23 protein-coding genes and 2 pseudogenes are annotated in these 26,477 nt (G+C 44.6%); 5 read left to right on the top strand and 20 right to left on the bottom strand.

The genetic code is table 11. The annotated features are described in order from the left end of the window. Positions 1–24: 24 nt before the first annotated feature. The 9 genes and pseudogenes from LKE40_09630 to LKE40_09590 form a co-directional block, all read right to left on the bottom strand. Positions 25–432 carry a hypothetical protein gene (locus LKE40_09630; protein ID MCH3917703.1) on the bottom strand — a complete coding sequence of 136 codons (408 nt, stop codon included), beginning with the start codon at positions 430–432 and terminating at the stop codon, positions 25–27. 179 nt (positions 433–611) lie between these two features. Continuing rightward, entirely contained in the window at positions 612–1,538 is a 927-nt protein-coding gene (locus tag LKE40_09625; protein MCH3917702.1) for a winged helix-turn-helix transcriptional regulator, read from the bottom strand. A gap of 263 nt (positions 1,539–1,801) precedes the next feature. Further along, a pseudogene (locus LKE40_09620) lies at positions 1,802–3,184 on the bottom strand (alpha-N-arabinofuranosidase). A gap of 61 nt (positions 3,185–3,245) precedes the next feature. Beyond that, positions 3,246–4,085, bottom strand: coding sequence for a carbohydrate ABC transporter permease (locus tag LKE40_09615; GenBank protein MCH3917701.1), 840 nt, complete (start codon positions 4,083–4,085; stop codon positions 3,246–3,248). Then, positions 4,082–4,987: a sugar ABC transporter permease gene (locus LKE40_09610; GenBank protein ID MCH3917700.1), complete on the bottom strand. Its 906-nt coding sequence runs from the start codon at positions 4,985–4,987 to the stop codon at positions 4,082–4,084. The genes LKE40_09615 and LKE40_09610 overlap by 4 nt, the downstream gene beginning before the upstream one ends. Before the next feature lie 71 nt (positions 4,988–5,058). Continuing rightward, positions 5,059–6,417: an extracellular solute-binding protein gene (locus LKE40_09605; GenBank protein MCH3917699.1), complete on the bottom strand. Its 1,359-nt coding sequence runs from the start codon at positions 6,415–6,417 to the stop codon at positions 5,059–5,061. 216 nt (positions 6,418–6,633) lie between these two features. Beyond that, entirely contained in the window at positions 6,634–7,347 is a 714-nt protein-coding gene (locus tag LKE40_09600; GenBank protein MCH3917698.1) for an RNA pseudouridine synthase, read from the bottom strand. Beyond that, positions 7,334–9,328, bottom strand: a pseudogene (locus LKE40_09595) (DNA topoisomerase IV subunit A). The gene LKE40_09600 and the pseudogene LKE40_09595 overlap by 14 nt, the downstream one beginning before the upstream one ends. After that, on the bottom strand, positions 9,328–11,142 hold the full coding sequence (locus LKE40_09590) for a type IIA DNA topoisomerase subunit B (protein ID MCH3917697.1): 1,815 nt from the start codon (positions 11,140–11,142) through the stop codon (positions 9,328–9,330). The pseudogene LKE40_09595 and the gene LKE40_09590 overlap by 1 nt, the downstream one beginning before the upstream one ends. Before the next feature lie 181 nt (positions 11,143–11,323). On the opposite strand from LKE40_09590, the gene LKE40_09585 reads away from it, so the two are divergent. Next, a complete protein-coding gene (locus LKE40_09585) occupies positions 11,324–11,788 on the top strand; it encodes a YhcH/YjgK/YiaL family protein (GenBank protein ID MCH3917696.1) in 465 nt (154 codons plus the stop codon). Positions 11,789–11,799: 11 nt separating this feature from the next. Here the strand turns inward: LKE40_09585 and LKE40_09580 are convergent, their stop codons facing one another. From LKE40_09580 to LKE40_09550, 7 genes are all read right to left on the bottom strand, one after another. Next, positions 11,800–12,576 carry an aldolase/citrate lyase family protein gene (locus tag LKE40_09580; protein ID MCH3917695.1) on the bottom strand — a complete coding sequence of 259 codons (777 nt, stop codon included), beginning with the start codon at positions 12,574–12,576 and terminating at the stop codon, positions 11,800–11,802. A gap of 69 nt (positions 12,577–12,645) precedes the next feature. Then, a complete protein-coding gene (locus LKE40_09575) occupies positions 12,646–13,566 on the bottom strand; it encodes a dihydrodipicolinate synthase family protein (GenBank protein MCH3917694.1) in 921 nt (306 codons plus the stop codon). A gap of 10 nt (positions 13,567–13,576) precedes the next feature. After that, complete coding sequence (locus LKE40_09570; protein ID MCH3917693.1) at positions 13,577–14,866, bottom strand: TRAP transporter large permease; 1,290 nt, start codon at positions 14,864–14,866, stop codon at positions 13,577–13,579. Next, a complete protein-coding gene (locus tag LKE40_09565) occupies positions 14,863–15,414 on the bottom strand; it encodes a TRAP transporter small permease (protein MCH3917692.1) in 552 nt (183 codons plus the stop codon). The genes LKE40_09570 and LKE40_09565 overlap by 4 nt, the downstream gene beginning before the upstream one ends. 67 nt (positions 15,415–15,481) lie before the next feature. Beyond that, positions 15,482–16,513 carry a sialic acid TRAP transporter substrate-binding protein SiaP gene (locus tag LKE40_09560; protein MCH3917691.1) on the bottom strand — a complete coding sequence of 344 codons (1,032 nt, stop codon included), beginning with the start codon at positions 16,511–16,513 and terminating at the stop codon, positions 15,482–15,484. Positions 16,514–16,524: 11 nt separating this feature from the next. Beyond that, positions 16,525–17,289, bottom strand: coding sequence for a FadR family transcriptional regulator (locus tag LKE40_09555; GenBank protein ID MCH3917690.1), 765 nt, complete (start codon positions 17,287–17,289; stop codon positions 16,525–16,527). Between the two features lie 78 nt (positions 17,290–17,367). Continuing rightward, positions 17,368–17,571: a hypothetical protein gene (locus tag LKE40_09550; GenBank protein ID MCH3917689.1), complete on the bottom strand. Its 204-nt coding sequence runs from the start codon at positions 17,569–17,571 to the stop codon at positions 17,368–17,370. Between the two features lie 43 nt (positions 17,572–17,614). On the opposite strand from LKE40_09550, the gene LKE40_09545 reads away from it, so the two are divergent. The 3 genes from LKE40_09545 (at position 17,615) to LKE40_09535 (ending at position 20,454) form a co-directional block, all read left to right on the top strand. Continuing rightward, complete coding sequence (locus tag LKE40_09545; GenBank protein MCH3917688.1) at positions 17,615–18,100, top strand: lysoplasmalogenase; 486 nt, start codon at positions 17,615–17,617, stop codon at positions 18,098–18,100. Between the two features lie 365 nt (positions 18,101–18,465). Next, the gene (locus LKE40_09540) at positions 18,466–19,044 is read left to right on the top strand and encodes a hypothetical protein (GenBank protein MCH3917687.1); all 579 of its coding nucleotides are present in this window, start codon (positions 18,466–18,468) and stop codon (positions 19,042–19,044) included. 150 nt (positions 19,045–19,194) lie between these two features. Continuing rightward, complete coding sequence (locus LKE40_09535; protein ID MCH3917686.1) at positions 19,195–20,454, top strand: hemolysin family protein; 1,260 nt, start codon at positions 19,195–19,197, stop codon at positions 20,452–20,454. Between the two features lie 4 nt (positions 20,455–20,458). Here LKE40_09535 and LKE40_09530 read toward each other — a convergent pair whose 3' ends face one another. The 4 genes from LKE40_09530 to LKE40_09515 form a co-directional block, all read right to left on the bottom strand. Then, positions 20,459–21,490: a YeiH family protein gene (locus LKE40_09530; protein ID MCH3917685.1), complete on the bottom strand. Its 1,032-nt coding sequence runs from the start codon at positions 21,488–21,490 to the stop codon at positions 20,459–20,461. Between the two features lie 220 nt (positions 21,491–21,710). After that, positions 21,711–22,664 (bottom strand): IS1595 family transposase, encoded by a 954-nt coding sequence (locus LKE40_09525; GenBank protein MCH3917684.1) that lies wholly within the window; start codon positions 22,662–22,664, stop codon positions 21,711–21,713. Between the two features lie 213 nt (positions 22,665–22,877). Continuing rightward, a complete protein-coding gene (locus LKE40_09520) occupies positions 22,878–23,159 on the bottom strand; it encodes an alpha/beta hydrolase (protein MCH3917683.1) in 282 nt (93 codons plus the stop codon). Next, on the bottom strand, positions 23,113–23,784 hold the full coding sequence (locus LKE40_09515) for an alpha/beta fold hydrolase (GenBank protein MCH3917682.1): 672 nt from the start codon (positions 23,782–23,784) through the stop codon (positions 23,113–23,115). Before LKE40_09515 ends, LKE40_09520 begins: the two co-directional genes overlap by 47 nt. 163 nt (positions 23,785–23,947) lie before the next feature. On the opposite strand from LKE40_09515, the gene leuS reads away from it, so the two are divergent. Continuing rightward, positions 23,948–26,464, top strand: a complete 2,517-nt coding sequence (gene leuS / locus LKE40_09510) for a leucine--tRNA ligase (GenBank protein MCH3917681.1) — start codon at positions 23,948–23,950, stop codon at positions 26,462–26,464. Positions 26,465–26,477: the final 13 nt, after the last annotated feature.

Below are 26,477 nucleotides of genomic sequence, written 5' to 3'. Positions count from 1 at the left end.
GAGCCATATCTTTTTATGAAAGCCTTACCCTTCATCCACAGCCTTGACCAAAGCAACAGAACCTTTGACTGCTACGATGACAGTCCTGGCTCCAGCCTTGAGCTTCTGACCCGTAATGCTTTTGATCCTGAAAGCCTTATGGTCAAGTTCAATCTCCTGCGTCTGGCCAGGCTCAAGATTCTTGTCAAGACGGACCTGCCGCCCCAACAGATATGCATAAGCACCTGCAAGCCAGCGCGTCTGTGCAATGACAAGTGTCCATGAAACCAAAATAAAAGCTACGTAAGGAATCAGTGAATCCGTCAGACCAAGATGTACAAGTGTTCCCGCAACATAAGCAGCCACGGCATTTGCCATCACATTTATATTTTTTCTATAATAACCATATAGTGCAAAGGCTGAACCTATCAGCAACCAAACTGTCCATGACATAAGCATCACTCCTTTTCCCGAAGGATCTTTCTGTATAAACCAAATATAAGTAGGAACCAACAAAACCGTCAGGCATTGACTGTGAAGAATAGATGTATTCCTTCCTTATGCTTATATAATAGGAAAATCAAATATGGTTTTCAGTGACCAAGTCACCTATGTGAGTCCAGCAAAAGCCGTTACGTACCGTTGACAGGACTATAGTAAAGCTGGACGTTGATATTCTGCCTGTAGTTACCGAAGGATTTCCCGAACAGAGTCAGTCCACCTACATGTTCGGCATACTCAGGGACACTGAAAGTTATGGAAATACGACTACGGTACCCAAAATCAAAATCCTTGAGTGAGACATCTGAAATCTTGATTCCGTCGATGAAGGTTCCCCTCCTGTTTACTACCAGCAACTTCAGCAACCCATACTGGTTCCAGTTCGGGTACCACCAATCAGGAGAAAAAAGTCCTCTTGAACTTCCGAAATCTCCGGGACTGAGCCACTTTCCTATATTTTTCCCATTCAAAAGGAAATAGATATCCGAGGGCCAGTTGTCATTTGAACCGGGAGCCTCACTGCCGATTTCAAAGGAAAGCGAAATCTGATCAATCTTTTGGTTCGGTGGAATAAAATTCGGAACTTCATAGGTAACATAGCCTTTGGTAAACCAAAGCAAATCTGCCTCATACCGGTCAGGATGATCAAAATATCGACTGTCATCGACTTCTCCGATCAAAGATTTTGCCGATGCCAAACCACAAGTCGGATATACCTCATGATCACTGTAATGTCCGATTCGTATTTCCGCCTGATACACATTGTTCAGATAAGCCTGGTTTTCAAGTTCAATGAGAATCTTGTCTACATAGACCTTGCACTTCTTCAAGTTCCCATGTCCAGGACCATTTTCCTTTGCAATTGATATCAAACCACACGATTCCAGCTTCTTGATATGTGAAGAAAGAGCTCCATTGGTTATATTCAGTTTCTTGGCAAGCTCATTGAGACTTATGGTATCATCTTCAAGCAAAAGCTCCAGGATCTTGACCCGGACTTCGGACCCCAATGCCTTGAAGACTGGAAGCCCTTCATGAAGGGAATGGATATGTAACATAGGAATACCTTCTTTATCGTTGGGAAATCAACAGATAAAAATCATGAAGGCTTACAAGAAATAAGTCAAGGACAGGCCTTTGACTCTCGAATGCAAATCTTTTTCTGACCACAGGATGACAAGATTGCCATCCTGCAGGAAGTTTTGTCTTATCTCTTCACGCTCTTATATCTCAGAACATTCCAAGAAGCAGGCAACAAGACCAGGGAACCGTCAGCAGCCGGCTGTTTCCGTTCCGGGTGGATATTTTCGGCCTTGGCGCTGTTGGTTGCGCGTAAATTACTACAATCCAAATAAATATGTTCAGCAAGCACATACGGTCCAAACGACCTCATATCCAACAAAACTTCCATCTGATCCTTCAAGGACCTGTTGATGGCAAAAACCGTAAGTTCCTCTTCTTCCTCATGAAAGACAGCAGCACAATCAAGATAAGGGACATCAGCATACATGCTGCACCCATAGGCAGGTGAAAGTATGACAGGTTGCATGCTGATACCTCTTCCATGCAAGGAAGCAAGCAAGAATGGATAGAATATCGTCTGTCTCCAGGCCTTTCCATCAGGTTCAGCCATAATCGGGGCAATCACATTGACCAACTGTGCCAGACAAGCAATTTTCACCCTGTCTGCATGCTTTATCAAAGTAATCAGCAAAGAGCCGACCACAAGTGCATCAGCAGCATCATAAATATCTTCAAGCAATGGAGGAGCTACGCTCCAAGGCTCTATCTTTGCATCTGCACTGTTGGAATGGAACCACACGTTCCACTCATCAAAGCTCAGATTGATCGTCTTGTCAGAACGTTTCAGTGCCTTTACGTAATCACAGGTTGCAACAACAGAACGGATAAACCGATCCATGGTAATACCTGCAGAAAGGAACAGAGGATCATCCGGGCCATCGTTGCGATAGTACTGATGCAAGGAAAGATAATCCACATGGTCATAGGCACGCTGCAGTACAGTTGCCTCCCAACTCCCGAAAGTCGGCATGTCAGGATTCGAGGAACCGCAGGCAACAAGTTCAAGGGAAGGATCATATTGCTTGAACAGCTTTCCTGTTTCTTCTGCAAGCTGTCCGTATGCATCAGCATCCTTATGCCCGATCTGCCAAGGACCATCCATTTCATTGCCAAGGCACCATAGCTTGATCCCATAAGGTTTCCGAGCCCCATGCGAAGCCCGAAGATCTGAATAATAGGTCCCTGCAGGATGATTGCAATATTCAAGCAAAGCCCGGGCTTCTTCGATACCCCGTGTCCCAAGGTTTATGGCCATCATTGTCTGGACACTGGCTTTTGCGGCCCATCTTTCAAATTCCTGCAAACCGAAGGCATTCGTCTCCACAGTATTCCAAGCAAAATCAAGTCGTCTAGGACGATCCTTGACAGGCCCTATGCTGTCTTCCCAGCGAAAGCCACTTACAAAATTACCACCAGGATAACGGACACAGGGTATCTGAAGTTCCTGTACCAGCCTAAGGACATCCTTTCGAAATCCTTCTGTATCACTGAAGGGTGAACCCGATTGGTAGATTCCCGTATAGATTGCGCGACCAAGATGTTCCAAAAAAGAACTGAAAAGCCTTTTGTCCACCTTGCCGATCCTATAGTCTTTATCAAATATTATCTTTGCTTGTATCATCATCTTTCCTTATCTATAGCCCATGTTACTATGGCTTGTATTTTCATATCTATACCGATTTTCATCCTTTGATACCACCGGCAGTCATGCCATCGATGAAATACGATTGGAAGCAGACAAAAAGTATCAGCACCGGTACTATCGCAAAGCACGAACCGGCAATAAGAATGTCATAATTGTTTCCATATGGAGTAATCAGACCAGCAAGACCGACAGGCAATGTCGTCTTTGTCGATGTCCTGATGACAATCATCGGCCATAGGAAATTATTCCAGCTTTGCATCCCTTCATATATACCCATTGCAGCAAAGGAAGGTTTCATCAACGGAACCATGACCCTCACAAAGATACCATATTCCGAGCAGCCATCTATCCGTGCAGCATCAAGGAAGTCCCTAGGAATACCGCTCAGATACTGCCGGAAGAAAAAGATCAGCATAGGAATGACAATATAAGGCAAGAGAATACCACTGTAGCTGTCTATATTTCCCATTTTTATTGTCAGCCTATACAAGGGAAGCATGATAGCCTCGGTGGGTACCATCATGACAAGAAGGACACAGCCGAACAGGAAGTTTTTGAGCTTGAAATCATACATAGCAAAGCCATAGCCGACGCAGGCACTCAGCAATAAGGATAGTGCAACCTGGAGAATCATAAGATAAAGGCTGTTGACGTACCAGGTAAAGTATGGATTCTTGCCACTGAAAAGCAACAGATAGTTCCTAAGACTGGAATGCTGCCAATCAATCCTGAAGCTAAGTCCCTCCCTCATGAGATCGGCACCAGGACGAAAAGAAGCTACAAAAAGAAGCAGAAGCGGCAAGAGTATCAAAAAAACAACTATGACGAACAAAACGAACAACAAAACCGAACGAAAGGTATCTGATCTGTTTTTCATTTGTCAGCTCCTTTCCGGAAAGTCCCGTTGCAAGCAAGCTGTATGACATTGATTGTCATGACAATGAAGAGAAGGATACAGCTGGTGGCACTGGCAAGTCCTATGTTGTTCTGTTCCCATCCCATCCGATACAAGTAACCGACAACGGTCAGTCCTACATTGTTTGGAGAACTATTCCCGTTGAAAAGAATATAGGACTCAGTGAACATCGCCATGCCTCCATAAATGGAAATCGTCAGCACATATATGGTAGTAGGCCTAAGGAGAGGAAGGGTAATCCTAAAAAATCTGGACAAAGGTCCCGCACCATCGACTTCTGCCGATTCATATAGTTCCCGTGGAATCTGCTGTAGCCCTGCCAGATAATACATCATGTTCACACCGGTCCAACGCCATAGGCACAAAAGGAAAAGAGCTATCCAGACCGTGACAGGTTTCCTTAGCCATACCAGCGGTCCATATGAAAAGAATGCCAGCACCTGATTGCAGAAAGAGCCTTCAAGTTCCCCGAACATCAACCGGAACACAGTTCCTGCGACGACGACAGACGTCAATGCAGGTATGAACATGATGCCTCTGAATATGGTTTTTGCTTTCATCAGACGGGAATCAAGCAAAGCTGCCAATACCATGGGAATAGGAATCATAAGGCAGAGAGTAACGATGGTATAGAATACGCTGTGCCCCAATGCCTTGAAAAAAATAGGATTCATCAGCAATCGGTAATTCTTCAGTCCTCTGAATGTGTTTCCGCCTGCCGATACTTTCTGAAAACTCATCATCACCGTATCAAAGACCGGGTAGATGAAAAAGACACAGAAGGTAATGACAAAAGGCAACAGGAAAACATAAGGAGCTATTTTCTGCGAATAAAGAAAATGCTTGAAAAAAGACTTGTCCATGGAATTTCCTTTGAAAAACAGAAGGGAACAGAAGCCTGAAGGCCTCTGTTCCACTGGTCACGCATAAAGCATTACTCGTCGTAGATTACGGAAGCCTGCTCATCCTTCAAAATGGATGCAGCGTCCTGATCAACCTCATTTTCAAATACATTGCTGTAAGTCGTTGAAACAAGGACAGAATATGTTGCTGCATATGCTCCTGAAATATTCGGAGCTGTCAGATCCGAACCGACATCATTGAGAATGTCAAACGGATTGGTCTTGAAGAATTTCAAGAATTTATTATTCGGATCCTTCGTCACAGTCGGATCGGTCCACAGGGAAGTCCTGATAGGATCAAATCCAAGGATGTTCCAGATGTAACGGTTGCCGGCATCAGACAGTTTTGCATAAGCAAGGAAACGCTTTGCAAGGTCCGGATGCTTGGACTGTACAGTCACGGCAGTACCGGTTCCACCCTGAAGCACACAACGGGTATCGCCCTTCTTCCATACAGGAATCTCATAGATGCCCATCTTGCCATCAAGATCGGTCATGTAATCAGTGAATCTTCCCATATACCACAGCGGCATTGAAATGGAAGCAACTCCACCTTTGTCAAAGAATCCATACCATTCCTCAGTGTGATAGCCACCGCCCGGAGCTATGATACAGATACCTGCCTTGAGCATTTTCCTTATGAAGTTGACGACATCAACATGCTGTCGGGTATATATCTGGGGCTGTCCGTCCGCAGCAACATACTGGGTGTTCTTTTCAAGCAACATAAGCTGTGGCAGGAACAAATCCCTTACTTCAACAGCACACATCGGCTTTCCGGTCTTCTGTAGGACCTTGAGCCCTGCATTGTAGTAATCATCCCACGTAACTATATCGGCAGGATCAACACCTGCAGCATTCATGATATCCATGTTATAGTAGGTAACAGCTGCTCCGACATGGAAATCTATTCCATACCAGTTACCGGTCCTATCTCCATACATCTTGATACGGGACATGACTACATCATTCTGATAAGGCTTTACTACATCATTGAGCGGAAGCAGATAATTGCCTTTGAGGAATGTGCCGAAATGTCCTATTTCAACATCACAGATATCGGGAGCACCCGTACCGGACTGCAGGGCAACCAGCATCTTCGTATGCATGGCAGTACTGTCACCTGTCGAAACCGTCAGGTTGATAGGCTCATTCGGATATGCCTTGTTCCAAGCATCAGCCATGGCAGTATAGAACCCCACATGGAGCTCCTGGAACGTCCATAGTGAAAGATCCGTACCGCCTTTCACAAAGGTATTGCGCCCGACAATGGATCCTTCTTCCGTTGCTGGAGCTGTTTCAGACGGTTCTTGCTGTTCTGAAGTTCCATTGGCAAAAGCCATTCCTGCACATAGGCAACAAGCCATAAGTGCGATCAATAACTTCTTCATTATGTTCCTCCTTTTTAAAATACTTTCTATGTTTACGTTAACGCTATTATTAGGATACCTTACAAGTGTGAGTTGTCAAGTATTTTTTAAATAAACCTAAAATATTATATGTATATCTATAATAAAAACTGCTTCTTTTTGCTAAAAAAATTCTTCCCTCAGGCAATAAGGGAAGATACATTGGAAATACTTGAATCAAAAAGCATACAGAAACGGTCAGTCCTGGTCAGGCCGGGCAGCCATGAAAGCATTCCACACAACTTCATGAGGTGGCTCCGCAACAAGGACCAGCGGCGTCTTTTTCACCGGATGCTCAAAGGAAACCTTTCTGGCATGCAAGCTGATTCCACCATCGGGATTGCTCCTTGCCGCCCCATATTTCAGGTCACCCTTTATATGCAGGCCGATGGCAGCCAGCTGGGCTCTTATCTGATGATGACGCCCTGTATGCAAATCAATTTCAAGCAAAAAATAAGTCTTTGAACATGCAAGCAGACGATAGGATAGCTTTGCCAGCTTGCTTCCCCTCTTTTCTACAGGTGTTGCAACACTTTTGTTCTGCCGTTCATTACGGACCAGATAGTGGACCAATGTCCCCGAGGGTTTCTCTGGCATTTTGTCTACGATAGCCCAATAGATTTTTTTCACTTCATTGCGACGGAACATATCACAAAGCCTTTTCAGGGCCTTGTCAGTCTTGGCATAGATGACGATTCCGCTAGTCGGTCTGTCCAATCGGTGAGGAATGCCTAGAAAAACATTGCCAGGTTTGTTATAGGTCTTCTTCAGGTAGTCCTTTACATCATCAGCAAGGGTCCTGTCACCGCTTTCATCCCCTTGGACCAATTCCCCGGGCAGTTTGTTTATGACAATAAGATGGTTGTCTTCATAAAGGATCCTGTTTTTGACCGATTCTTCAAACATCATCATTGTTCTCCTCCTCTTCATTTTCATTGAAAAGCGATGGTTGCTGGTCAGCCGGTTCTTCGACTCGTTTGACCGGTCGCATCCGCAGGGACTGTACTTCCTTTACGGTCAGACGTACTCCTTTGGACCTACTGTTCTTGACAAGGAAACTGCTGAGATAAAAGCATTCTTCCTTGACCCTGATACCTGGTTTCGGTTTATAGACAACCCGTATCTCTGCATCTTCACAGGTACTCAACTTGACTACCTTGAAACTGTCGGAAGGAAGCAATTCATAAGCCTTGTTCAGCTGTCCGGGTTTGATCTGGAACCGTTTGATAAACAGATACTTGTATTGTTTCTGCTGCATGATCAGAGAAAAAGTAACCTTTCCAAGATCTTCTTTCTCGCCATAGCCAAGATAAAGCATTTTTTTGCCGATATATTCCTTTGCAGGATCAACAAGAACCTGTAGGTCCCATCTTTCATGACTATCAGGATCCTGTCAAAACGACTGATATCCAGCATGGCTGTCCCGCTTTTGATCTCATAGCCAAGATAACCGGTCTTTGCATCATACCTGAGAGCAAGGTCCCTTGCTGCAATTTCCTTCTCACTGACCGTCTCGAAATTAGTCAGTTTGCTTTTTCGCTGCAATCTCTCTTTCGGGACCATTGCCTTCAGCTCATGAAGAAATGAAACCGCCGTATCCTTCAAATGGGCCAGCTTATCCTCAACCTTTGCAATATCTCCATTGATACCTTCGATTTCTTCCTTGTTCTTGGAGATATCAAACAAGCTGATTCTCCTGATAGGAATCTTCAGCAAGCGATCGACATCATCTGCAGTTACCGGCCGTATCATCTGGTCTGCAAAAGGACCGAATCCCGTAATGACAGCCTGCAGGACACCTTCGGCACTTTTCTGTTTCTCTATCTTCTTATATATGCGTTCTTCTATGAAAATCCTTTCCAAAGTCCGTTGATGGAGACGGTCAACCAGATGTCCTCTTTCCAGTTCAAGCTCGGCCTTCAGTATATCAAGCAAATGAGCAGTATGATACTTGACGATTTCACTGACTCCCATGATGACCGGTATATTGTCCCTGATTACCAACGGATTGCCGCTGAGTTTCTTCTCACATTCCGTATAGGCATACAGGCTTTTGACAACATCTTCGCTATAGATACCTCTTGCAAGGTTGATTTCTATGTTGACCTTTTCAGCCGTATAGTCATTGATTGATGCCAGTTTGAGCCTTCCCTTCTTTGCTGCGGCATCAATCGTCGTAATCAGGCGTTCACTGGTAATTCCATAAGGAAGTTCCGTGACTACAATCTTCTTCGGATCTGAAGTATCAAGCTTTTGCTCTGACCAGGACACTGCCCTTGCCATCCTGATAATCCGAGACATCAACCAGACCGCCACTTGGGAAATCAGGATACAGTACGAAGTTCCTGCCCCTCAGTTCACTCTCCATGGCAGAAAGGACTTCTTCAAGATTATGCGGGAAAATAGTCGTGGCCATCCCGACAGCTATACCCTGGACACCTTGGATGATAACCAAGGGAATCTTTGCAGGAAAGGAAACAGGTTCCTTGTTCCTACCATCATAAGAATCCACGTATTCTGTCAGTTCGGGGTTATAGAGTACTTTCTTTGCAAAAGGCTTTATCCTACATTCAATGTAACGGGAAGCTGCAGCCCTGTCACCGGTCATGGCATTGCCGAAGTTACCCTGGCGTTCAATGAGAAGGTCGTGGTTTGCAAGATTTACCAATGCCTCATAGATGGAAGCATCTCCATGGGGATGATACCGCATGGCCCACCCGACGACATTTGCAACCTTATGGAACTTGCCGTCATCCATTTCAAACAACGTATGGATGATCCTTCGTTGTACAGGTTTGAAACCATCATTGATATCCGCAATGGCACGGTCCTTGATGACGTACGAAGCGTACTCCAGGAAATTGTTTCTGAATAGTTTTTCTGCTTGGGCCATCAGATCAGATTCTCCATGATGAAATCCCTTCTTTCAGGGGTATTGTCACCTTGATAGAAACCTACGGCTTTCTTAGCTTCAGCCAAAGTCCCGACAGTCACCGGCTCAAGTTTCATATCTTCTCCTATGAATGCACCGAATTCCTTGGGATCGATTTCCCCAAGTCCCTTGAACCGTGTTACCTCTGCACCCTTGATCTGCTGGACAAGCAAGTCTCTCTGTTCTTCCGTGTAACAATAGGCCGTCTGTTTTTTATTACGTACCCTGAACAATGGTGTTTCGAGGATATAGAGCCGGCCCGCAAGGACCAAATCCTCAAAATAAGTCAAGAAATATGTCATCAGCAGGTTCCTGATATGGTAGCCATCGGTATCGGCATCTGTAGCTATGATGACTTTCCCGTATCTCAGGCCATCCACGCCATCTTCGATTCCAAGAGCTTTCATCATATCATAGAGTTCCGTGTTCTTATATATTTCTGATTTACTCTTATTGTAGACATTGAGAATCTTGCCACGAAGGCTATAGACTGCCTGCGTATGTACATCCCTGGTCTTTGTTATGGACCCGGAGGCACTGTCTCCTTCAGTAAGAAAAATCATGGAATTCTCACACTCTGTCTCATGGGATGCACTTTGCTTGAGATGATAACGGCAGTCCTTGAGTTTCGGGATGTTGAGGGAAATCCTTTTGGCTGAATTGCGGGAACTCTTTCTCACTTCATTCAGTTCCTTGCGCAGTTTTTCATTATGGACGACTTTTTCAGACAGTTTCTGGGCTGCTTCAGGATTCTTGAAAAGGAAATCGATGGTTCCGTCCTTGACTTCCTGGACTATCCAGCTTCGGATTTCCGTATTACCCAATTTATTTTTTGTCTGGCTTTCAAATACCGGGTTTTCAATTTTTATTGAAATGGCCCCTAGGATACCTTCTCTTACGTCCTGCGTACTCCAGCTTTTCTTGAAAAATTCATTGACAGCCTTAAGGACTCCCTCCTTGAACGCAGAAAGATGCGTACCTCCGTCAACCGTATGCTGCCCATTTACATAAGAAAAATAATTTTCCCCATAACTATTGGCAATGTGGGTAAAGGCAAACTCAATGAACTCTCCCCGATAGTGAATCAAGTCGTACAACTCATTTCCGTCGATTTCTTTTTCAAGCAAATCAAGGAGCCCTCTTGAGGATTGATAACGCTTGCCATTGTACAATAGGGTAAGACCAGGATTGAGATAGGCATAGTTCCAGAGTCTTGTGTCAAGAAAATCCTCATTGAAATCATAGTGCTTGAAGATTTCCACATCCGGAATGAATTCAGTATAGGTGCCATCCGCTTCCTTTGCTGCTGTCCCTTTTTTCTGCGAGAGAAGCTTGCCTCTCGCAAAGATTGCGCTCATATATTTTCCTGCCCGATAGCTCGTCACCAGGAAATGGGAAGACAAGGCATTGACAGCCTTGGTTCCTACGCCGTTCAATCCGACGGAACGGTGAAAGACTTCATTGGTATATTTTGCCCCTGTATTGATCTTTGAAACACAGTCAATGACCTTTCCAAGAGGTATGCCTCTGCCATAGTCACGGACACATATCATCTGATCCTTGCGTGTTATCTCAATCTTTGTCCCGAAATGTTCATTGAATTCATCGATACTGTTATCTATGACCTCCTTGAAAAGGACATAGATACCGTCATTCTCATGACTGCCATTGCCCAGACGCCCTATGTACATACCGGAGCGAAGCCTGATATGCTCCAGAGCTGACAAAGTCTGGATCTGGTCTTCGTTGTAATCGTGCTTTGCTGTCTTTGCCATATGCAGACTACTATACACCAGAAAAACATCTTTTACAAACATTCTGCATGACAGGAAAGGAAAAACTGCTGTTGCATCATAGGGCAAAAACTTTCCAGAGTCCTGCTTGCAGAACAACAGGTAAAAAGCTACATTCTTAGACAGATTGCCCTATGGGCATCGAAGGGGAGGATCGATTACCATGTTTATTGCAGACCTTCAGAACTTCATCCGATATAATGGCAGCAATTCTGCAAATATCAAAACAGCTGTTTCCTGGCTTGCATCCACGGACTTGGAAAGTCTGGCAACCGGCCGATATGAAATCGATGGAGACAATGTGTTTGCCATGGTTTCACAATATGCCACAAAACCCGTGGAAGAAGGCAAATATGAATACCACAAGAAATATATTGACCTCCAATACCTTACAAGGGGATCAGAAAAAGTCTATGTAGTTGACAGCAGTACAGTACACCTCGCAGAACCATTTGATGATACACATGATTTTGTCCTTGGTTCTTCCGAGTCACCGGCACATTGCATTGTCCTTGGCAACGGACTTTTGATTTTACTCGATCCGAAAGATGCACACATGCCCTGCATCGACTGTGAAAAGACACATTGCCAAGTAACAAAGGTAGTGGTAAAGATTGCCGTCCGATAGAATATCGATGGCTATGCCTTCCTTATTTCAGCAATTGTCTTTGCGGCACCGATCTGCAAGAAAGAAACATCATCACCACAACTGATAAAATCAACGCCGGCTTTTTTCCATGCATTGATTAGTGTTGCATCCGGTCCAATTGATACGCCACAAGGAATACCATGTCGTTTGGCAGCCTTGATTGTCTTGACTCCAAGCTCCACCACTTCTGGAGCAAGCGGTTTCCCCAGCAAGCCGATGGAACTGCTCAGGTCCATCGGGCCGATTATCAGTGCATCAAGGCCATCAAGGGCCACAATTTCATCGATATGGCGGACAGCATCGACATGCTCGATCTGGAGAATTCGCAGGAACGAATCGTCAGCATCAGACAGATAGTCACCCATGCTCATTGCATTGTATTTTATTGCCCTTCTCGGTCCAAACCCTCTGATGCCTCTCGGGGGATACAGGCACGCCGAAAGCGCCGCCTTTGCTTCTTCCGCAGACTTGACCTGTGGAATAATTATACCATCAATACCCATTTCCAATATCGGTTTGATCACATCGGGATCATTTTTCGGCACCCTGACAAAAGCAGCGGCTCCCCCCTCATTCGCAAATACGACATGGGAAAGCAAGGTATTCTTGTCAAAAGGACCATGCTCACCGTCAATCCAAATAAAATCATATCCATATCCTGCCATGGCTTCACTTATGGAAGGATCCGTAAGAAAAACATGACCACCGACAACCATTGCTGCGGAGGGATCCTTCATCCTGTCCAACAGTGCTCTTCCTTTGTTCATATCCTGCTCCTGTCTATCAATATCTCTTCTGAATGAAAATTGCCGGCCTACTCTGGCCGGCTTTTGTTTCTATTGAGGAAGACCAAGGCGTTTCCGCCAAGCTGTTTCCCTTCTATGCAAAGCTTCAAGTTCATTCCTGTCATTCTCAACGAGCAGATTGACATCCTTGCTCCTCGTAACCAGTTGCATCGGCACGTCATAGGCATTCTGATGCCATTTTGCACTGACAGGATAGCAACGGGCCTCAGTGATGGCGCTGAGCGTCAAAAAGTCCTGAAGTTCCTGCGCAAGTTCCGGCTCGTGACGGAAATTCTCATAAAGCCACTTATATAGATCGATATGGAAATTCGCCATGACCCCGTTGTAGCCGTCGGCTCCATATATAAAGGAATCCAGCAATGTAGAAGTGTTTGCATTGAACAGGCTGAGTTTCGTATCCTTTATCCTGCCGATCCGTTCCTTCAATATGGCCTTGGAACAACTCACATCCTTCAGAAAGACCAGTTTGCCCGTCCTAGCACAGTCATAGAGAAAATCCGTCGTCAAAAGTCTCCGGTACGGATAGGGACATTCATACAATCCGAAAGTCACATCTGGAAGTTGCCGGAATATATCCGAAGCATTTTTCTCAAAGACATCTTCACCTTCTTCCTGCCTTGCCATCCGGTTGCTGACCAATACGACAGCATCGGCACCGGTTTCACTCATTTTTCCAAGTTCATCGATCTGCTTGGCATGATCATCATCAGTATGTCCGGAAGCTATGACTTTTACTTTTCCTTGGGAAGCTTCCTTCGTTGCTTTTGCAAGATCGAATTTTTCCTGATCAGTGAGAAAAAACATTTCAGAGCTTTGGCATACAGCAAAGATACCGTCACAGCCTCTCGAAATATACCATTTTACAAGACCGTCAACTGCCTTATAATCAATTTTTCCTTCTGGTGTATACGGTGTAATCATCGTAGGCCAGCAACCATGATATTCCTTCATCTTCTTTTCCTTACATCATTCCAAAGGTTTTTGGTAAAAACAGTACAAAATCAGGGAAATAGGTAATGACAACCAAGCAAAGGATCATGACAACCAACGGCCATACAATTTCTTTCATGATTCCTTTCAGGCTGGTACCGGATATCCCGGATGTAATGAACAACAGCATGCCGAACGGTGGCGTCGAAAGTCCAACCATCATATTGAAGGTAACCACCAAGCCGAAATGTATCAAATCAATGCCATAGTAAGAGGCAATAGGAATCAGTATCGGGACAAATACCAATTGTATTACAGATGTATCAATGAACATGCCAAGAATCAGTATGGTAACATTGACAAGCAACAGGAATGTATTCGGATTCGTGCAGATACGGGTGATATACTCAGCAACAACCGTGGCAACCTGCTCCCGAGCTACAATATAGCTGATAGCAGATGCTGTACCGATGATAATGGAAACAGTACCTACATCATGTATAGTCGTAACCAGCAGATTCCAGAATTCCTTCAAGCTCATATTCTTATAGGCAAAAATCGATACAAGCAACGCATACAAACCGGCAATTGCACCAGCTTCTGTCGGTGTCATGACGCCGGTATAGATGCCAACAAGCAGGATAACCGGGGTCAGCAGGGCAGGAACAGCCTGGAAAGTAATGGCAAGTATCTGTGCACCGGTAAAATGCTGTCCTCGGGGATACTCTCTTTTCTTTGAAATGATACCGACATAGATCATCAAGGCAATCGTAAGTAAAAATGCCGGTATCATACCACCAAGGAACAGCGCGCCGACACTGGTACCACTCAGCATTGCATAAATGACAAGAGGAATACTGGGAGGAAAAATAGGACCGACCGTTGCAGAGGCAGCTGTAACGGCACAAGAAAACTCTGGGTCATAACCGGCATCGTTCATAGCAGTAATCTCAATCTTACCTAGACCTGCTGCATCGGCAATGGCCGAACCGGTCATACCGGCAAAAATCAGGGATGCAACTATATTCACATGGCCAAGGGCACCTCTCAGCCTTCCCAAAGTTGCATTGCAGAATCCGAAGATCTTATTGGTAACCGTACCGCTGTTCATGACATTGGCAGTAAAAATGAACAAAGGCACTGCAATGATTACATAATTGGTAAAGTAGGTATTCATTACCATGTTGGTAACCAAGGACAGATCCATGCCCTTGGAAAGCAGGTATACGACTGCTACAGATACCATACCGATGGCAATCGGCATCCGCAACACAAACATAAGGATAAACATGGCCAATGCCAGGATCAAGGGAATACTCATCGGCTGGCCTCCTTCAAGACTGAATGTTCATGTACTGCGCTGTCTTTTTTCTTTCCGAGCAATATAGTTATATCTTCACGTACTTCTGGGAGGGTATATCCGATGACAGCAATCAAAAAATATACAAAAGGCAAGAATACCCAAAAATACGAAAGACGAAGAGTTGCAGTTTTCTGAAAAGCCACGAAATGGCAATACTTATACGAGGGTATGATCAAGACCAAATACGTGATGATGATAATGAGGTTTCCAAGCAGACGCAGCAGTGCAGCAACCTTAGGTTTCACACCGTCATAAATCATCGTAAACATGACATGGTCATGTTTTCTCATGGCATAGGAAGCCCCAAGGGGCACAAGCCAACAAAAGCATACGACAATCACATCCTGGGTCCATGTCAATGGATGATTGACGACGTATCTGAAAAAAACCTGCAGAATAAACACCGTAAACATAAGTACAAATACGGCAATCGGCAGATAAAGCTCAAAAAAATTCCTTATCTGTAGGAAAATCCTTGAGAAAGCTGAATTTTTTCTTTCTTGCATGAAAATATCCTTATCATCCTAAGCGATCATCGCCGGAGTTCCGGCGATGATTCTAAAGAAACAACCGTTATTTCGCCAAGGACTGTACTTGATTGTACAAATCCTTATCCCAAGAAGCGGCATATTTGCTCTGCAGATAAAGATCCAAGACATGAGAGGAGAAAGCGTCTTTGTCCGCTTGGTATACTTTCAGGCCCTGGTCCTTGAAGAACTGAACCAATTTGGCTTCTGCATCCAGATTTGTCTTGTCACAGTATTCGATACCAGCCTTCACACCTTCCATGATCCATGCCTTCTGCTGGTCAGTAAGGCTTTCCCATTTTGCTTCATTGATAGTCGGCCAGACAGTATCAATCAAATGGTCAGTCAGAGTAATGGATTTCGTCACTTCATAGAACTTGGCATTCTTGGTAGTCGGCAACGGGTTGTCCTGTCCATCAACCGTCTTGGTCTGAAGTGCCATATACAATTCAGAGAAACTGATTGGGGTCGGATTTGCTCCCAAAGCCTTTCCTAAGAAAATCCAAGATTCAGAATTAGGCATCCTGAGGTTGATACCTTTGAGATCAGCAGGAGTCTTGACATCGATATCATCGACCATATCAAGTTCCCTTGTACCCAGATATTCTGCACCAAGCGGCCTGATACCCTGTTCTTTGGCTATTCGACCAAACATCTTCTGGGCTGCATCACTATCAAAGAAGGCTCTCATATGGTCATAACTTTTGAACATATATCCTGCCGTAAACATGCTTACCCAAGGAGAACCATCAGTCAACCAAGAGGCAGAAGTTGCCGTAATATCGGCTTGTCCGGATTTCACAGCAGCAACTTCCTGGTCCTGCTTGAACAAAGACCCACTGTCATAGGTAATGACCTTGATATTACCGTTCGAAACTTTTTCAACGGTCTTCTTGAATACCTGCATAGCCTGTGCATGCGCATCAGTAGGAACTGCAGTCATCGTGTAAACCAGTTCGACAGGCTTGTTTCCCTGACTCTTGGTACCGCTGGCTGGTGCACTTTCTGTCGTTCCATTGGCAAACAATAAGCTTGCAGCCAATCCAACGATTACAAAACCTGAAATTTTCTTATTCATAAGAAACCTCCTTAATTTTTTTGATCCTTGTTATGTAAACTTTCAAAATCCTTCAATGGATCTGTTATCTCCTGGTGTTCGAAGCAATATTTCTTGACATTCGTAATTGCTTGGATAAGATGTTTCTTCATAGCCACAGCAGCCTCTCCTTCATCTCTTTGTCTGAGAGAATCCAAGATAAGCCGATGCTCCCTTATGGCATCTTCCTTGCCTCCTTCAATCATGCCACCTTTGACCATATAGCCTTCCGTGATTGAAATAAGAGACTGTACAAACATCATCAGCAAATCATTGCCGCTTCCTTCGGCAATCTTGTTATGAAACTCGGCATCAAGGGAAACCCGCTTATGCATATCTATGCTCATGTCCAATTCCTGCTGGAAAATTTCAGCCAACTGCTGCAACTGTTTTTCTGTAATACGTTTTGCTGCAAGCCGTGCAGAAGAAATTTCAAGAATCAGTCGGGTTTCGTGGATTTCCTCATAGTTGATATTGTCCATGGCAACAATGCGGAACAACGACTTATAGATATTCTTTTGTCCAGGTTTGGTAATGAATGCCCCCGCTCCATTTTTCTGTACGATCAGGCCCCTTTCTACCAGCAGCTTCAAAGCTTCCCTGATGATTGGCCTACTGACGTTGAATTGCGAAGAAAGTTCTTGCTCAGACGGCAGCCTGTCATTTACATTGAATTCAGGAGAAAGAATAAGTTCCTCAATATGATCAGCAATCTGCTGTGAAAGATTTACCCTGTTGACATGAAACCCTGCATCCATGTTACGTACTCCTTTTTTCAAGCTGTCAACCTGTCTGACAGCTTAGCAAGTATCATCTTATAGCAAATCTGGAATCTGTCAACAAAAATTTTTTTCTTTATGCAGACCTCGACCAAATCGATATCTACCGTACATACGAAATGAAATTTCTTCGTTGCGTTGTTGGAAAAAACGGCATATCATTGCTATATGAAAAACTTTATTTTCCTCTTCCTGTTCTTCCTTGTACTTATCTGCCATCTTTATGTCCGGACAAAGAATTTGAAGAAAGGCAGGGGACATCACTAAGTTGCTGCTTGCTCCGTTGGCATTTTTCAATACTTTTATGAATATTCCACATGATTCCGATTTGCTGAATTTACTTATACTTGCCTATCTATGCTATATGGCCGGTGATTTCTTTCTGCTTAGATCAGACCAGAAATCATTCGGCTTGGGAATCATAGCTTTTTTCATGGGACATTTATGTTTCATCCTTCAGTTCTTTGCAAGGATAAAGAATCCGATGGCTTTGCCGATAGTCCTCGTAATTATGCTCTATCCTTTATATAAGTTACTTGCAATTACAAGAAATGCAGGAAAAGCCAAGTTGCCGATGCGAATCTATACTCTGATGATGTGCTTCTTCATTGCATCCAGTGCAATGACAATGAATTTCTTCCTGCTTTTCGGTACCACTATCTTTACCCTGAGCGATACGCTTCTGGCAAAAAACGTCACTTCACAGAAAAAGATCCATTCTGATATCCAAGTAATGGGAACTTACGGATTGGCTTTGATTGCTCTTTCCATAGGAACGATACTTCTCTGATATTTATTCATTTGAAAGTCCTTACTATATATATCTTGGCTACAGAGAAAACTCTGAAGGCAAGATATTTGTCATTTTTCAATTGGAAAGTATTTTCAAAAATCAAAGAAACTTCTGACATACTCATCGTTAAATCTCAGATATCTTCATGATAATAATGCTTATGTTTATAAAATTTCCAATAAAAATCATCATTTTGGTCAAAGTACTTATATTTTAATTACTTTTAAATTAAATAATTAAGTAAATATACATCGCATGCAATGATAGATTTTATTTTTCTGTTGACATAAGTTTCATCATAAAGTATATTATAGACACGGTATATCAGATATCGATATTAATGGAAGGAGCTGAGCAAGAAAATGAAAAAACTAATTGCAGCATGTGCCGCATTGCTTTTGACACTTGTTCCGCTCTTTGCAGATGATTCAGCAAGTTATATTCAACTTTCAGGTACTGTTGCAGAATCAGATCTTTCTGCTTACCTTTCTTACAATCTGAACGGTACCCAATGGGTCGGACTGGATGACTATTCCAACCCTGGTCACCGCTATATCATTGATGATATTCCACCTTTGACAGAAGATGGACAGACACATGATTTCAGAATTGCCTTTGCCTATAATGCATGGTGGCCTAGTTACTTGGATATCTTTATTTCTCCATCAAACTTCTACAAAGGAACAAACAACGCAAACAATAGGACAAGGACCACCACCATAACTCCGACCGTCCATACTACTACTGATGATGGAGAATACAGTTATAATTCTTATTATTATTACTATCGGCCTTTTGATGCATACCACAAAAGCATTTATCTTGTCGCTGGTTATCATGTAGATCTCCTGACAAAGTTTTATCTCAGCTGGGATGGTGACTCGACCTTGGATCCCGGCACTTACTATAGTGACGTGACCATTACCTATCAAATACAATAAGACTTTATAGACAGCTTCCATTCATTTGCTTACAACAGATTACATCTTGTACAAAACATTTCTATCACGTATGCTAGAATCATATGGACGACCCTTTACCTACGCGGGAGTGTTGCAACAGACACTCATTGACAAGAAGTGAGCGACGACATGGTTAGCCAGATCCTCACTATCGTGCTGCTGATTTTTCTCAGTGGCATATTCTCTTCTACGGAAACAGCTTTCACTTCCATTTCCTTGATAAAAGCAAAGGAACTTGAAAACAGTGACCGGAAATCTGCCCGTTTGGCTGCAAAATTGCTTCAGGACAAGGATACCTTGCTGACGACAATCCTGATCGGTAATAACGTCGTCAATATATCTGCATCCAGCCTGGTCACGACATTCTGCCTGCAGTTCTTCGGTTCTGGCCTTGTTGCTGCAGGAACCGGCATACTGACTGTCATCATCCTTATTTTCGGTGAAATAACTCCAAAACAGCTTGCTATCACCCATTCCATGTCCATTGCAACACGGATGGCTTACCCGATACGATTCCTTTCCCTGGTACTTTATCCATTTGTCTGGCTGTTCAAGGCAATCGGCAAAGGCTTCGGAAAACTTTTTGCCCCGAAGACAAAAAGCGGCCTTACAGTAGAAGGCATCATGCATGTGGTGGATGCTGCACAGGAAGGCGGCGTTGTCGACGCCTATGAATCTGATATGATGCAAAGGGTACTGCATTTTTCGCAGGCCCATGTCAAGACAATCATGACACATAGAATGGATGTCTTTTCCATCAGGGATGACCTGACGATCAGGCAAGCTTATGATCCCATCATCAATTCTCATTTCTCAAGAGTCCCCATCTATCACGAAAACCAAGAAGAGGTCATCGGAATCGTACTGCTGAGAAGCATCCTTGAGGCCCAGTTGCAGGAAAAACTTGACCAACCCATCACAAGCATAGCAATGGAACCGATATTTGTCCCGGAAAGCAAACATGTAGATGACATGTTCTTCCAATTCAAGAAATCCAAGCTGCAGCTAGCTGTAGTCCTGGATGAATATGGAGGTTTTTCTGGAATCGTTACAATGGAAGATGTCATTGAACAGCTGTTCGGAGAACTTTATGACGAACACGAAACAGGGCAAGGTGAACAAATTGAAAAAATCAAAGGACTCGAAGGCACTTTCAAGGTCCAGGGTGACACACCCTTCCTCCAGTTCTGCGACGAAATGGATATACGGAAGGTTCCAAGAGAAAAAGACGGTACAGTCGCAGCATACCTGATGGAATTGAAAAAGGATATTCCACAAGAAGGAGAAGTGCTGACCGACAACTTGGGTACATGGACGATCCGGCACATGGACGGCAACTCAATAGAAAATGTCCTTTTCACCAAAGCCCCACCCGAAGAACCCGACTGAATTTCTACCAGATACCCATTACATGCTGCAATAAAAGACTTACGAAAGTAATACCGATCCAGCAGGCGAAACCAAGCAAGATAGGCTTTCCTCCCGTCTTCACCAACTTTATGATATTCGTATTGAGCCCTATGGCTGCCATAGCCAATACAATGAAGAATTTGCTTAGTTGTTTCATCGGCAGAAAAAAAGAAGCATCTACGCCATAGCTACCAGCTATCGTAGTAATGACTGAAGCAAGCAGGAAATAGATGATAAACATAGGAAAAACCTTGAACCAGTTGATCTTTTCGGTTCTGGCTTCTTCTCTTTTTCTTGCCTGTTGAAACGCAAGTACAAGCGTAATCGGAATAATTGCAAGCGTCCGCGTAAGCTTGACCGTTACAGCTTTGTCCAAGGTAGCTGTTCCCAAGGCAAACATGCTGTCCCAGGTGGAAGCCGCAGCAGTCACAGAAGACGTATCATTGATTGCTGTCCCGGCAAATACGCCGAAAGCATTGCCGCTGGTCCGGTCAAAACCCAACAAAGCTCCAAAATTAGGAAAGCATATAGCTGCGATGACATTGAAAAAGAATATGACAGAAATAGCTTGGGCAATTTCTTCGTCATCGGCATCGATACATGGGGCAGCTGCCGCAATGGCAGACCCTCCGCAAACAGAAGAACCGACTCCCACCAATACTGCAGTCTTCGAATCGATATGCATGGCTTTCTTCAAAAGGAAAGCTATGACCAAGGAGGTAGAAATCGTACCTATGATGATAGGAAGTGATTGCCGTCCTGTTGCCGTTATCGTCCGCAGGTCCAAACCAAAACCAAGCAGGATAACAGCATACTGCAGGATTTTCTTTGATGTGAAACGTATTCCGGCTTCAAAAGGGGGCTTATCCTTAAGGAACAGGGCAACAGCCATACCAAGGAGGATTGCACATACAGGACCTCCGATGATTGGGAAAATCTTCCCTAAAACATATGCAGGAACAGCCACAGCAAGGCTGAGCAGAATTCCTTTGGACAAATTTCGAATGGCATACATAGACTATCTCTCCTAAAAAATATAAGGAGAGCATACCACAGGACATTAATAAAACGAGATAATAGTCTATTATATATCTATAATAAATTTTTATATATCTACATGATGAAAAATCCATAAGGTACTGATGAAAACTATTTTCTTTAAAAGAAACCAAGGACAACTTTTTCTTCATCCTTCTATTTCAACAAAGGCTCTGTTTTCCGAGTGTATTGCAGGGCTAGCCAACAGTGGGAAAAGGCAAGGGAGGCTTGTGAAATATCCCCCAATAGGTTGAACATGTTCCGATTGTCCGCATCTTGTCCAGCAATACGGTTTTCAGATCCAGGCGATTCGATCCGGGGTTCTCGACCTCGAAGCCATTCCAGGCAAGATAGTTGTCAAGATATTTCGTGGAGACACCCCTGAATCCAGCCAGCAGCCCCCGAAGACGGCTATGCAGGCTGTTGACCTTCTGCAAGTTGTATCGCCCTCGTACCGGGCATCCCTGTATGCCCGCCTTCAGCTGTACCACCGGCAGGCCATCCGAGGCGCAGAATTCCCGGCTTGCCCGGCTCTTGTCGGTCACCATCACCACGTCATCGCCCAGGTGCGAGGCCAGGACAAAGGAAAGGTAGCGGGGTTGCACCATCCCCCTGCCGGCAGCCTTCGCCAGGGTCTTCCCCTGCTCGTCGATGGCGCACGGCACGCAGACCTTCTGGTTGCTCAAGCCCCTCGTATGGGTCGCTTTCCCTCTCTCATGACGATGGCCCGTCACCCTATGGGTCTTGTATGCCGGGCTCCGATGCCGCTTTCCCCTAATTCCCAAGTTGTTTTCCGCATCGCAGTTGCCTTTGTAGTTGTCCTGGATGTACGTCTCGTCTTCCTGTACCCGGCCGCTGAGCAAGTTCCCCGTGGATCCCGTCGCCAGTGCATCGAGGATCTTGTGCCGCCAGAAGAACGAGGTGCTCAGCGCTATGCCGCACTTGCGTGCGGCCTCCCGCAAGGGAAGCCTCAGGGCGAATGCCTCCAGATAGGCCTCCCAGGTTTCCTTGCCGTGCTTGCTCTTGTATCGCACAGAACCGGTGGTCGCCCCGAACGTACGCCCGCAATCCCCGCAGAGATACCGCTGCCTGCCCCTGACGAAGCCGTTGCGACGGACATGGACACCGGAGCAGTGGGGACAACGCGGCATGTCCTCGTGACTGTCCCGATGCTTGTCGGGAGCATCCGTTGCCAGTTCGGCCAATGCAATGACCCTCTGGCGATCCTGTTCCGACAGATTCCCGAACATTTCCGCCAATGTTTCAAGGCTGATGGTTTCTTTGTTTTTACCTAACATATGTTGAGTGTATTACAAAAAGACGGTCGCTTCAAGCGCTTAGCAATACACTTGGAAAACAGAGCCTCAACAAATGACATGCTTAAGGAAATCCTCTACTTCCTTATCATAAAGAACAGGATCTGTAGGTTGAGATAAGGCATGCCCGGCATTTTTTACATATACAAGTTTTCTATACTTGCTCTTTGCCGCACTGTCATATAATTGTCTTGCCATAACAGGAGGCGTAAACAAATCAGCATCACCATGGATAAAAAGAATTGGAACTTTGCAATCGGCAAGAGCCCTGCGGGCATCGTAGTCATTCCAATGCTGTCCATAGCGATACTTCGCAAAACAAGCAATCAACGGATAGAAAAAAGGATGGCAGGTGCATCTGCTTATGCAGTTGATAGGTAAGTTCGTCCTTGGTATTGCTGTAAGCACAATCCTCGACACAGAAGGAAATGTCGTTCCGACAAGCAGCAACAAGCAATGCGGTAAAAGCCCCAAGTGATTCTCCCTGCAGGCCTATATGGATATGCTTGCCGAAACGCTGCCTCATTTGGCTGATGATTTCCATAAGGTCCCGGCTTTCCTGCTCCCCCATACCGACAAAAGCTTTACTATTGGCCCCATGACCCCGCAAGTCATACAGAAAGACATTATAACCATTCTTAAGAAAAGGAGGCAGATATTTTATGCCACCGTAACGGGAAAAACCAAATCCATGTACAAAAACAACGTACCGATCCGTCTTCACAGGAGCCAGAATCAGAACCCCATGGATCATATACCCATCAGCAAGCATAAAGTCCAAAGGCTGTTTGGAAAGAGAATCATAAGCTCCCCATTGCCCGGCTTCCCTGACTGTCCTTTCTGTTCCCTCAAGGGTCGGGACCCTAGGATATACGGCTTTCCTTGCCGCAATCCGCACGAGAACAAAGCAGAAAAAGAAACAGGACAATACAATTGAAATGAAGATATTTGACATCCCGAAAACTCCCTGACCAACGGTAACGGAACCCGTTCTTTTCATCAAGAAGTATATGTGGAAGCCTGCTTCCCTGAGGCTGTTTTAGAAAGAAAAAAGGAATATGGATGTCAATGCCTTCATTTTATTGACGCAACCAAACGGCAAAGGTATGATTGGACGCATGAGCACGTATCCATTTAACGAAATAGAAAAGAAATGGCAGGCTTACTGGGAAAAAAACCAGACCTTCGCCACTGCTGAAGATGCATCTTTCCCACCGGAAAAACGCAAGTATGTATTGGACATGTTTCCTTATCCCTCAGGAGCAGGTCTGCATGTCGGTCATCCGGAAGGTTACACAGCGACTGATATCTACTGCCGCTTTCTGAGGATGAGAGGTTACAATGTACTGCATCCCATGGGATTTGACTCCTTTGGTCTACCGGCAGAGAACTATGCCATCAAGACAGGGACACACCCAAGGGAAACTACAGAAAAGAACATAGACAATTTCAGAAGACAAATCAAAAGCTTGGGTTTCAGCTACGATTGGAACCGGGAAATATCCACGCACAAGGAGGATTATTATAAATGGACGCAGTGGATCTTTGAGCAGCTTTACAAGCGGGGACTTGCCTATGAATCTCAGACACCCATAAATTGGTGTCCCAGCTGCAAGACCGGACTAGCCAATGAGGAAGTCAAAGAAGGCCGATGCGAGCGATGTGGGACTGTTGTTGTCAGAAAGAACATCCGTCAATGGGTCTTGAAAATCACCGCCTATGCCGACAAGTTGCTTGAAGGTCTTGATGAACTGGATTGGCCCGAATCAGTCAAGACGATGCAACGTAATTGGATAGGTAGAAGTGAAGGTGCGGCTGTTTTCTTCCAGCTTGAAAAATTTGACGATAAGCTTGAGGTTTATACGACCCGCTGTGACACGCTCTTCGGAGCGACCTATATGGTCATCTCACCTGAGCATCCTCTGGTACATAAACTTACTACAGAAGCACACAAGAAAGAACTGGAACAGTATCTGGACGAAGTTGCAAAAAAAAGCGACATGGAACGGACAGATCTCGCGAAAGACAAGACAGGCATATTCTCAGGCAGCTATGCGATCAACCCGGTAAATGGGAAAAAAATCCCTATCTGGATTGCAGACTATGTATTGATCAGCTACGGAACCGGAGCCATCATGGCCGTACCGGCACATGATACCCGTGACTGGGATTTTGCCAAGAAATTCAATCTTCCTATCATTGAAGTATTGAAAAGCAAGGTAGATGTCCAAAAACAAGCATGGACAGAAGACGGTATTCATGTCAATTCCGGATTTCTGGACGGCCTTGACAAACAGGATGCCATTGACAAGATGCTTGCATGGCTTGAAGAAAAAGGCTATGGACACAAAGCAGTCAACTACAAACTCCGGGATTGGATATTCAGCCGACAAAGATATTGGGGTGAACCCATTCCATTGGTACATTGCCCCAAGTGTGGAAATGTACTCGTACCTGAAGACCAATTGCCGCTGTTACTACCTGAAGTAGACAGCTACGAGCCAAGCGGAACAGGAGAAAGCCCCTTGGCAAAGATCGATACATGGGTCAATACTACATGCCCGGTTTGTGGCGGTCCTGCAAAACGGGAAACAAATACCATGCCTCAGTGGGCCGGTTCATGCTGGTATTATCTGCGTTATCTCGACCCGCATAACGACAAGGAATTCGTAAGCAAAGAAAAGATGAACTACTGGATGCCGGTAGATCTTTATGTAGGCGGGGCCGAACATGCCGTCTTACATTTGCTCTATGCAAGATTCTGGCATAAAGTGCTCTATGATTTGGGCATGGTTAATACAAAAGAACCCTTCCATCGTCTTATCAATCAAGGCATGATAACAAGTTTTGCTTATGAAAGGCCAGACAAATCGTTGGTTTCCGTCGATATGGTCGAAGACAAAGGAAATGATCATTTTGTAGAAAAGGGAACTGATATTCCCCTTACCAGGGTCATTGCCAAGATGTCAAAGAGTCTCAAGAATGTCATCAATCCTGATGACATAATTACCTCCTATGGCGCAGACTCGATGAGGATGTATGAAATGTTCATGGGACCGCTGCAAGTATCTAAGCCTTGGTCTACTTCTGGAATTTCCGGGGTCTACCGGTTCCTTGACAGGGTATGGAGACTCGGAGATGAAAGGACGATCACCGAAGAAAAACCCAGCAAGGATTTGGAAAGGCTCCTGCACAAGACCATAAAGAAAGTCACTGATGATACGGCAAACCTAAGTTTCAATACGGCAATTTCACAGATGATGGTATTGGTAAACGAGCTTTACAAGACAGAGACGCTTCCTCGCGAAGTATGGGAGACTCTAATCAAACTGCTCTCGCCTTACGTACCTCATCTTGCAGAAGAACTGTGGCAACGGGCAGGGCATGAACCTTCAGTTTCAAAAGTGGCCTGGCCTGTCTATGACGAAAAGCTGACTATCGATGATGAGGTCCAGCTAGTCATACAGGTCAATGGCAAGGTCAGGGCGAAAACCATGATGCCGAAAGAAACGCCTAAGGAAGAAATGATTTCCTTGGCAATGGATAACGACAATATTAGCAAATGGCTGAAAGGAAAAACCATTGTCAAGAAAATTGCTATCCCGGGCAGACTTGTTAATTTCGTCATCAAATAACAAGACAGACAGA

The organism is Spirochaetia bacterium (genome assembly GCA_022482625.1).
In the GTDB taxonomy this organism is placed as follows: Bacteria; Spirochaetota; Spirochaetia; order Sphaerochaetales; family Sphaerochaetaceae; genus Pleomorphochaeta.
This window is presented reverse-complemented; position numbering and strand designations above follow the sequence as displayed.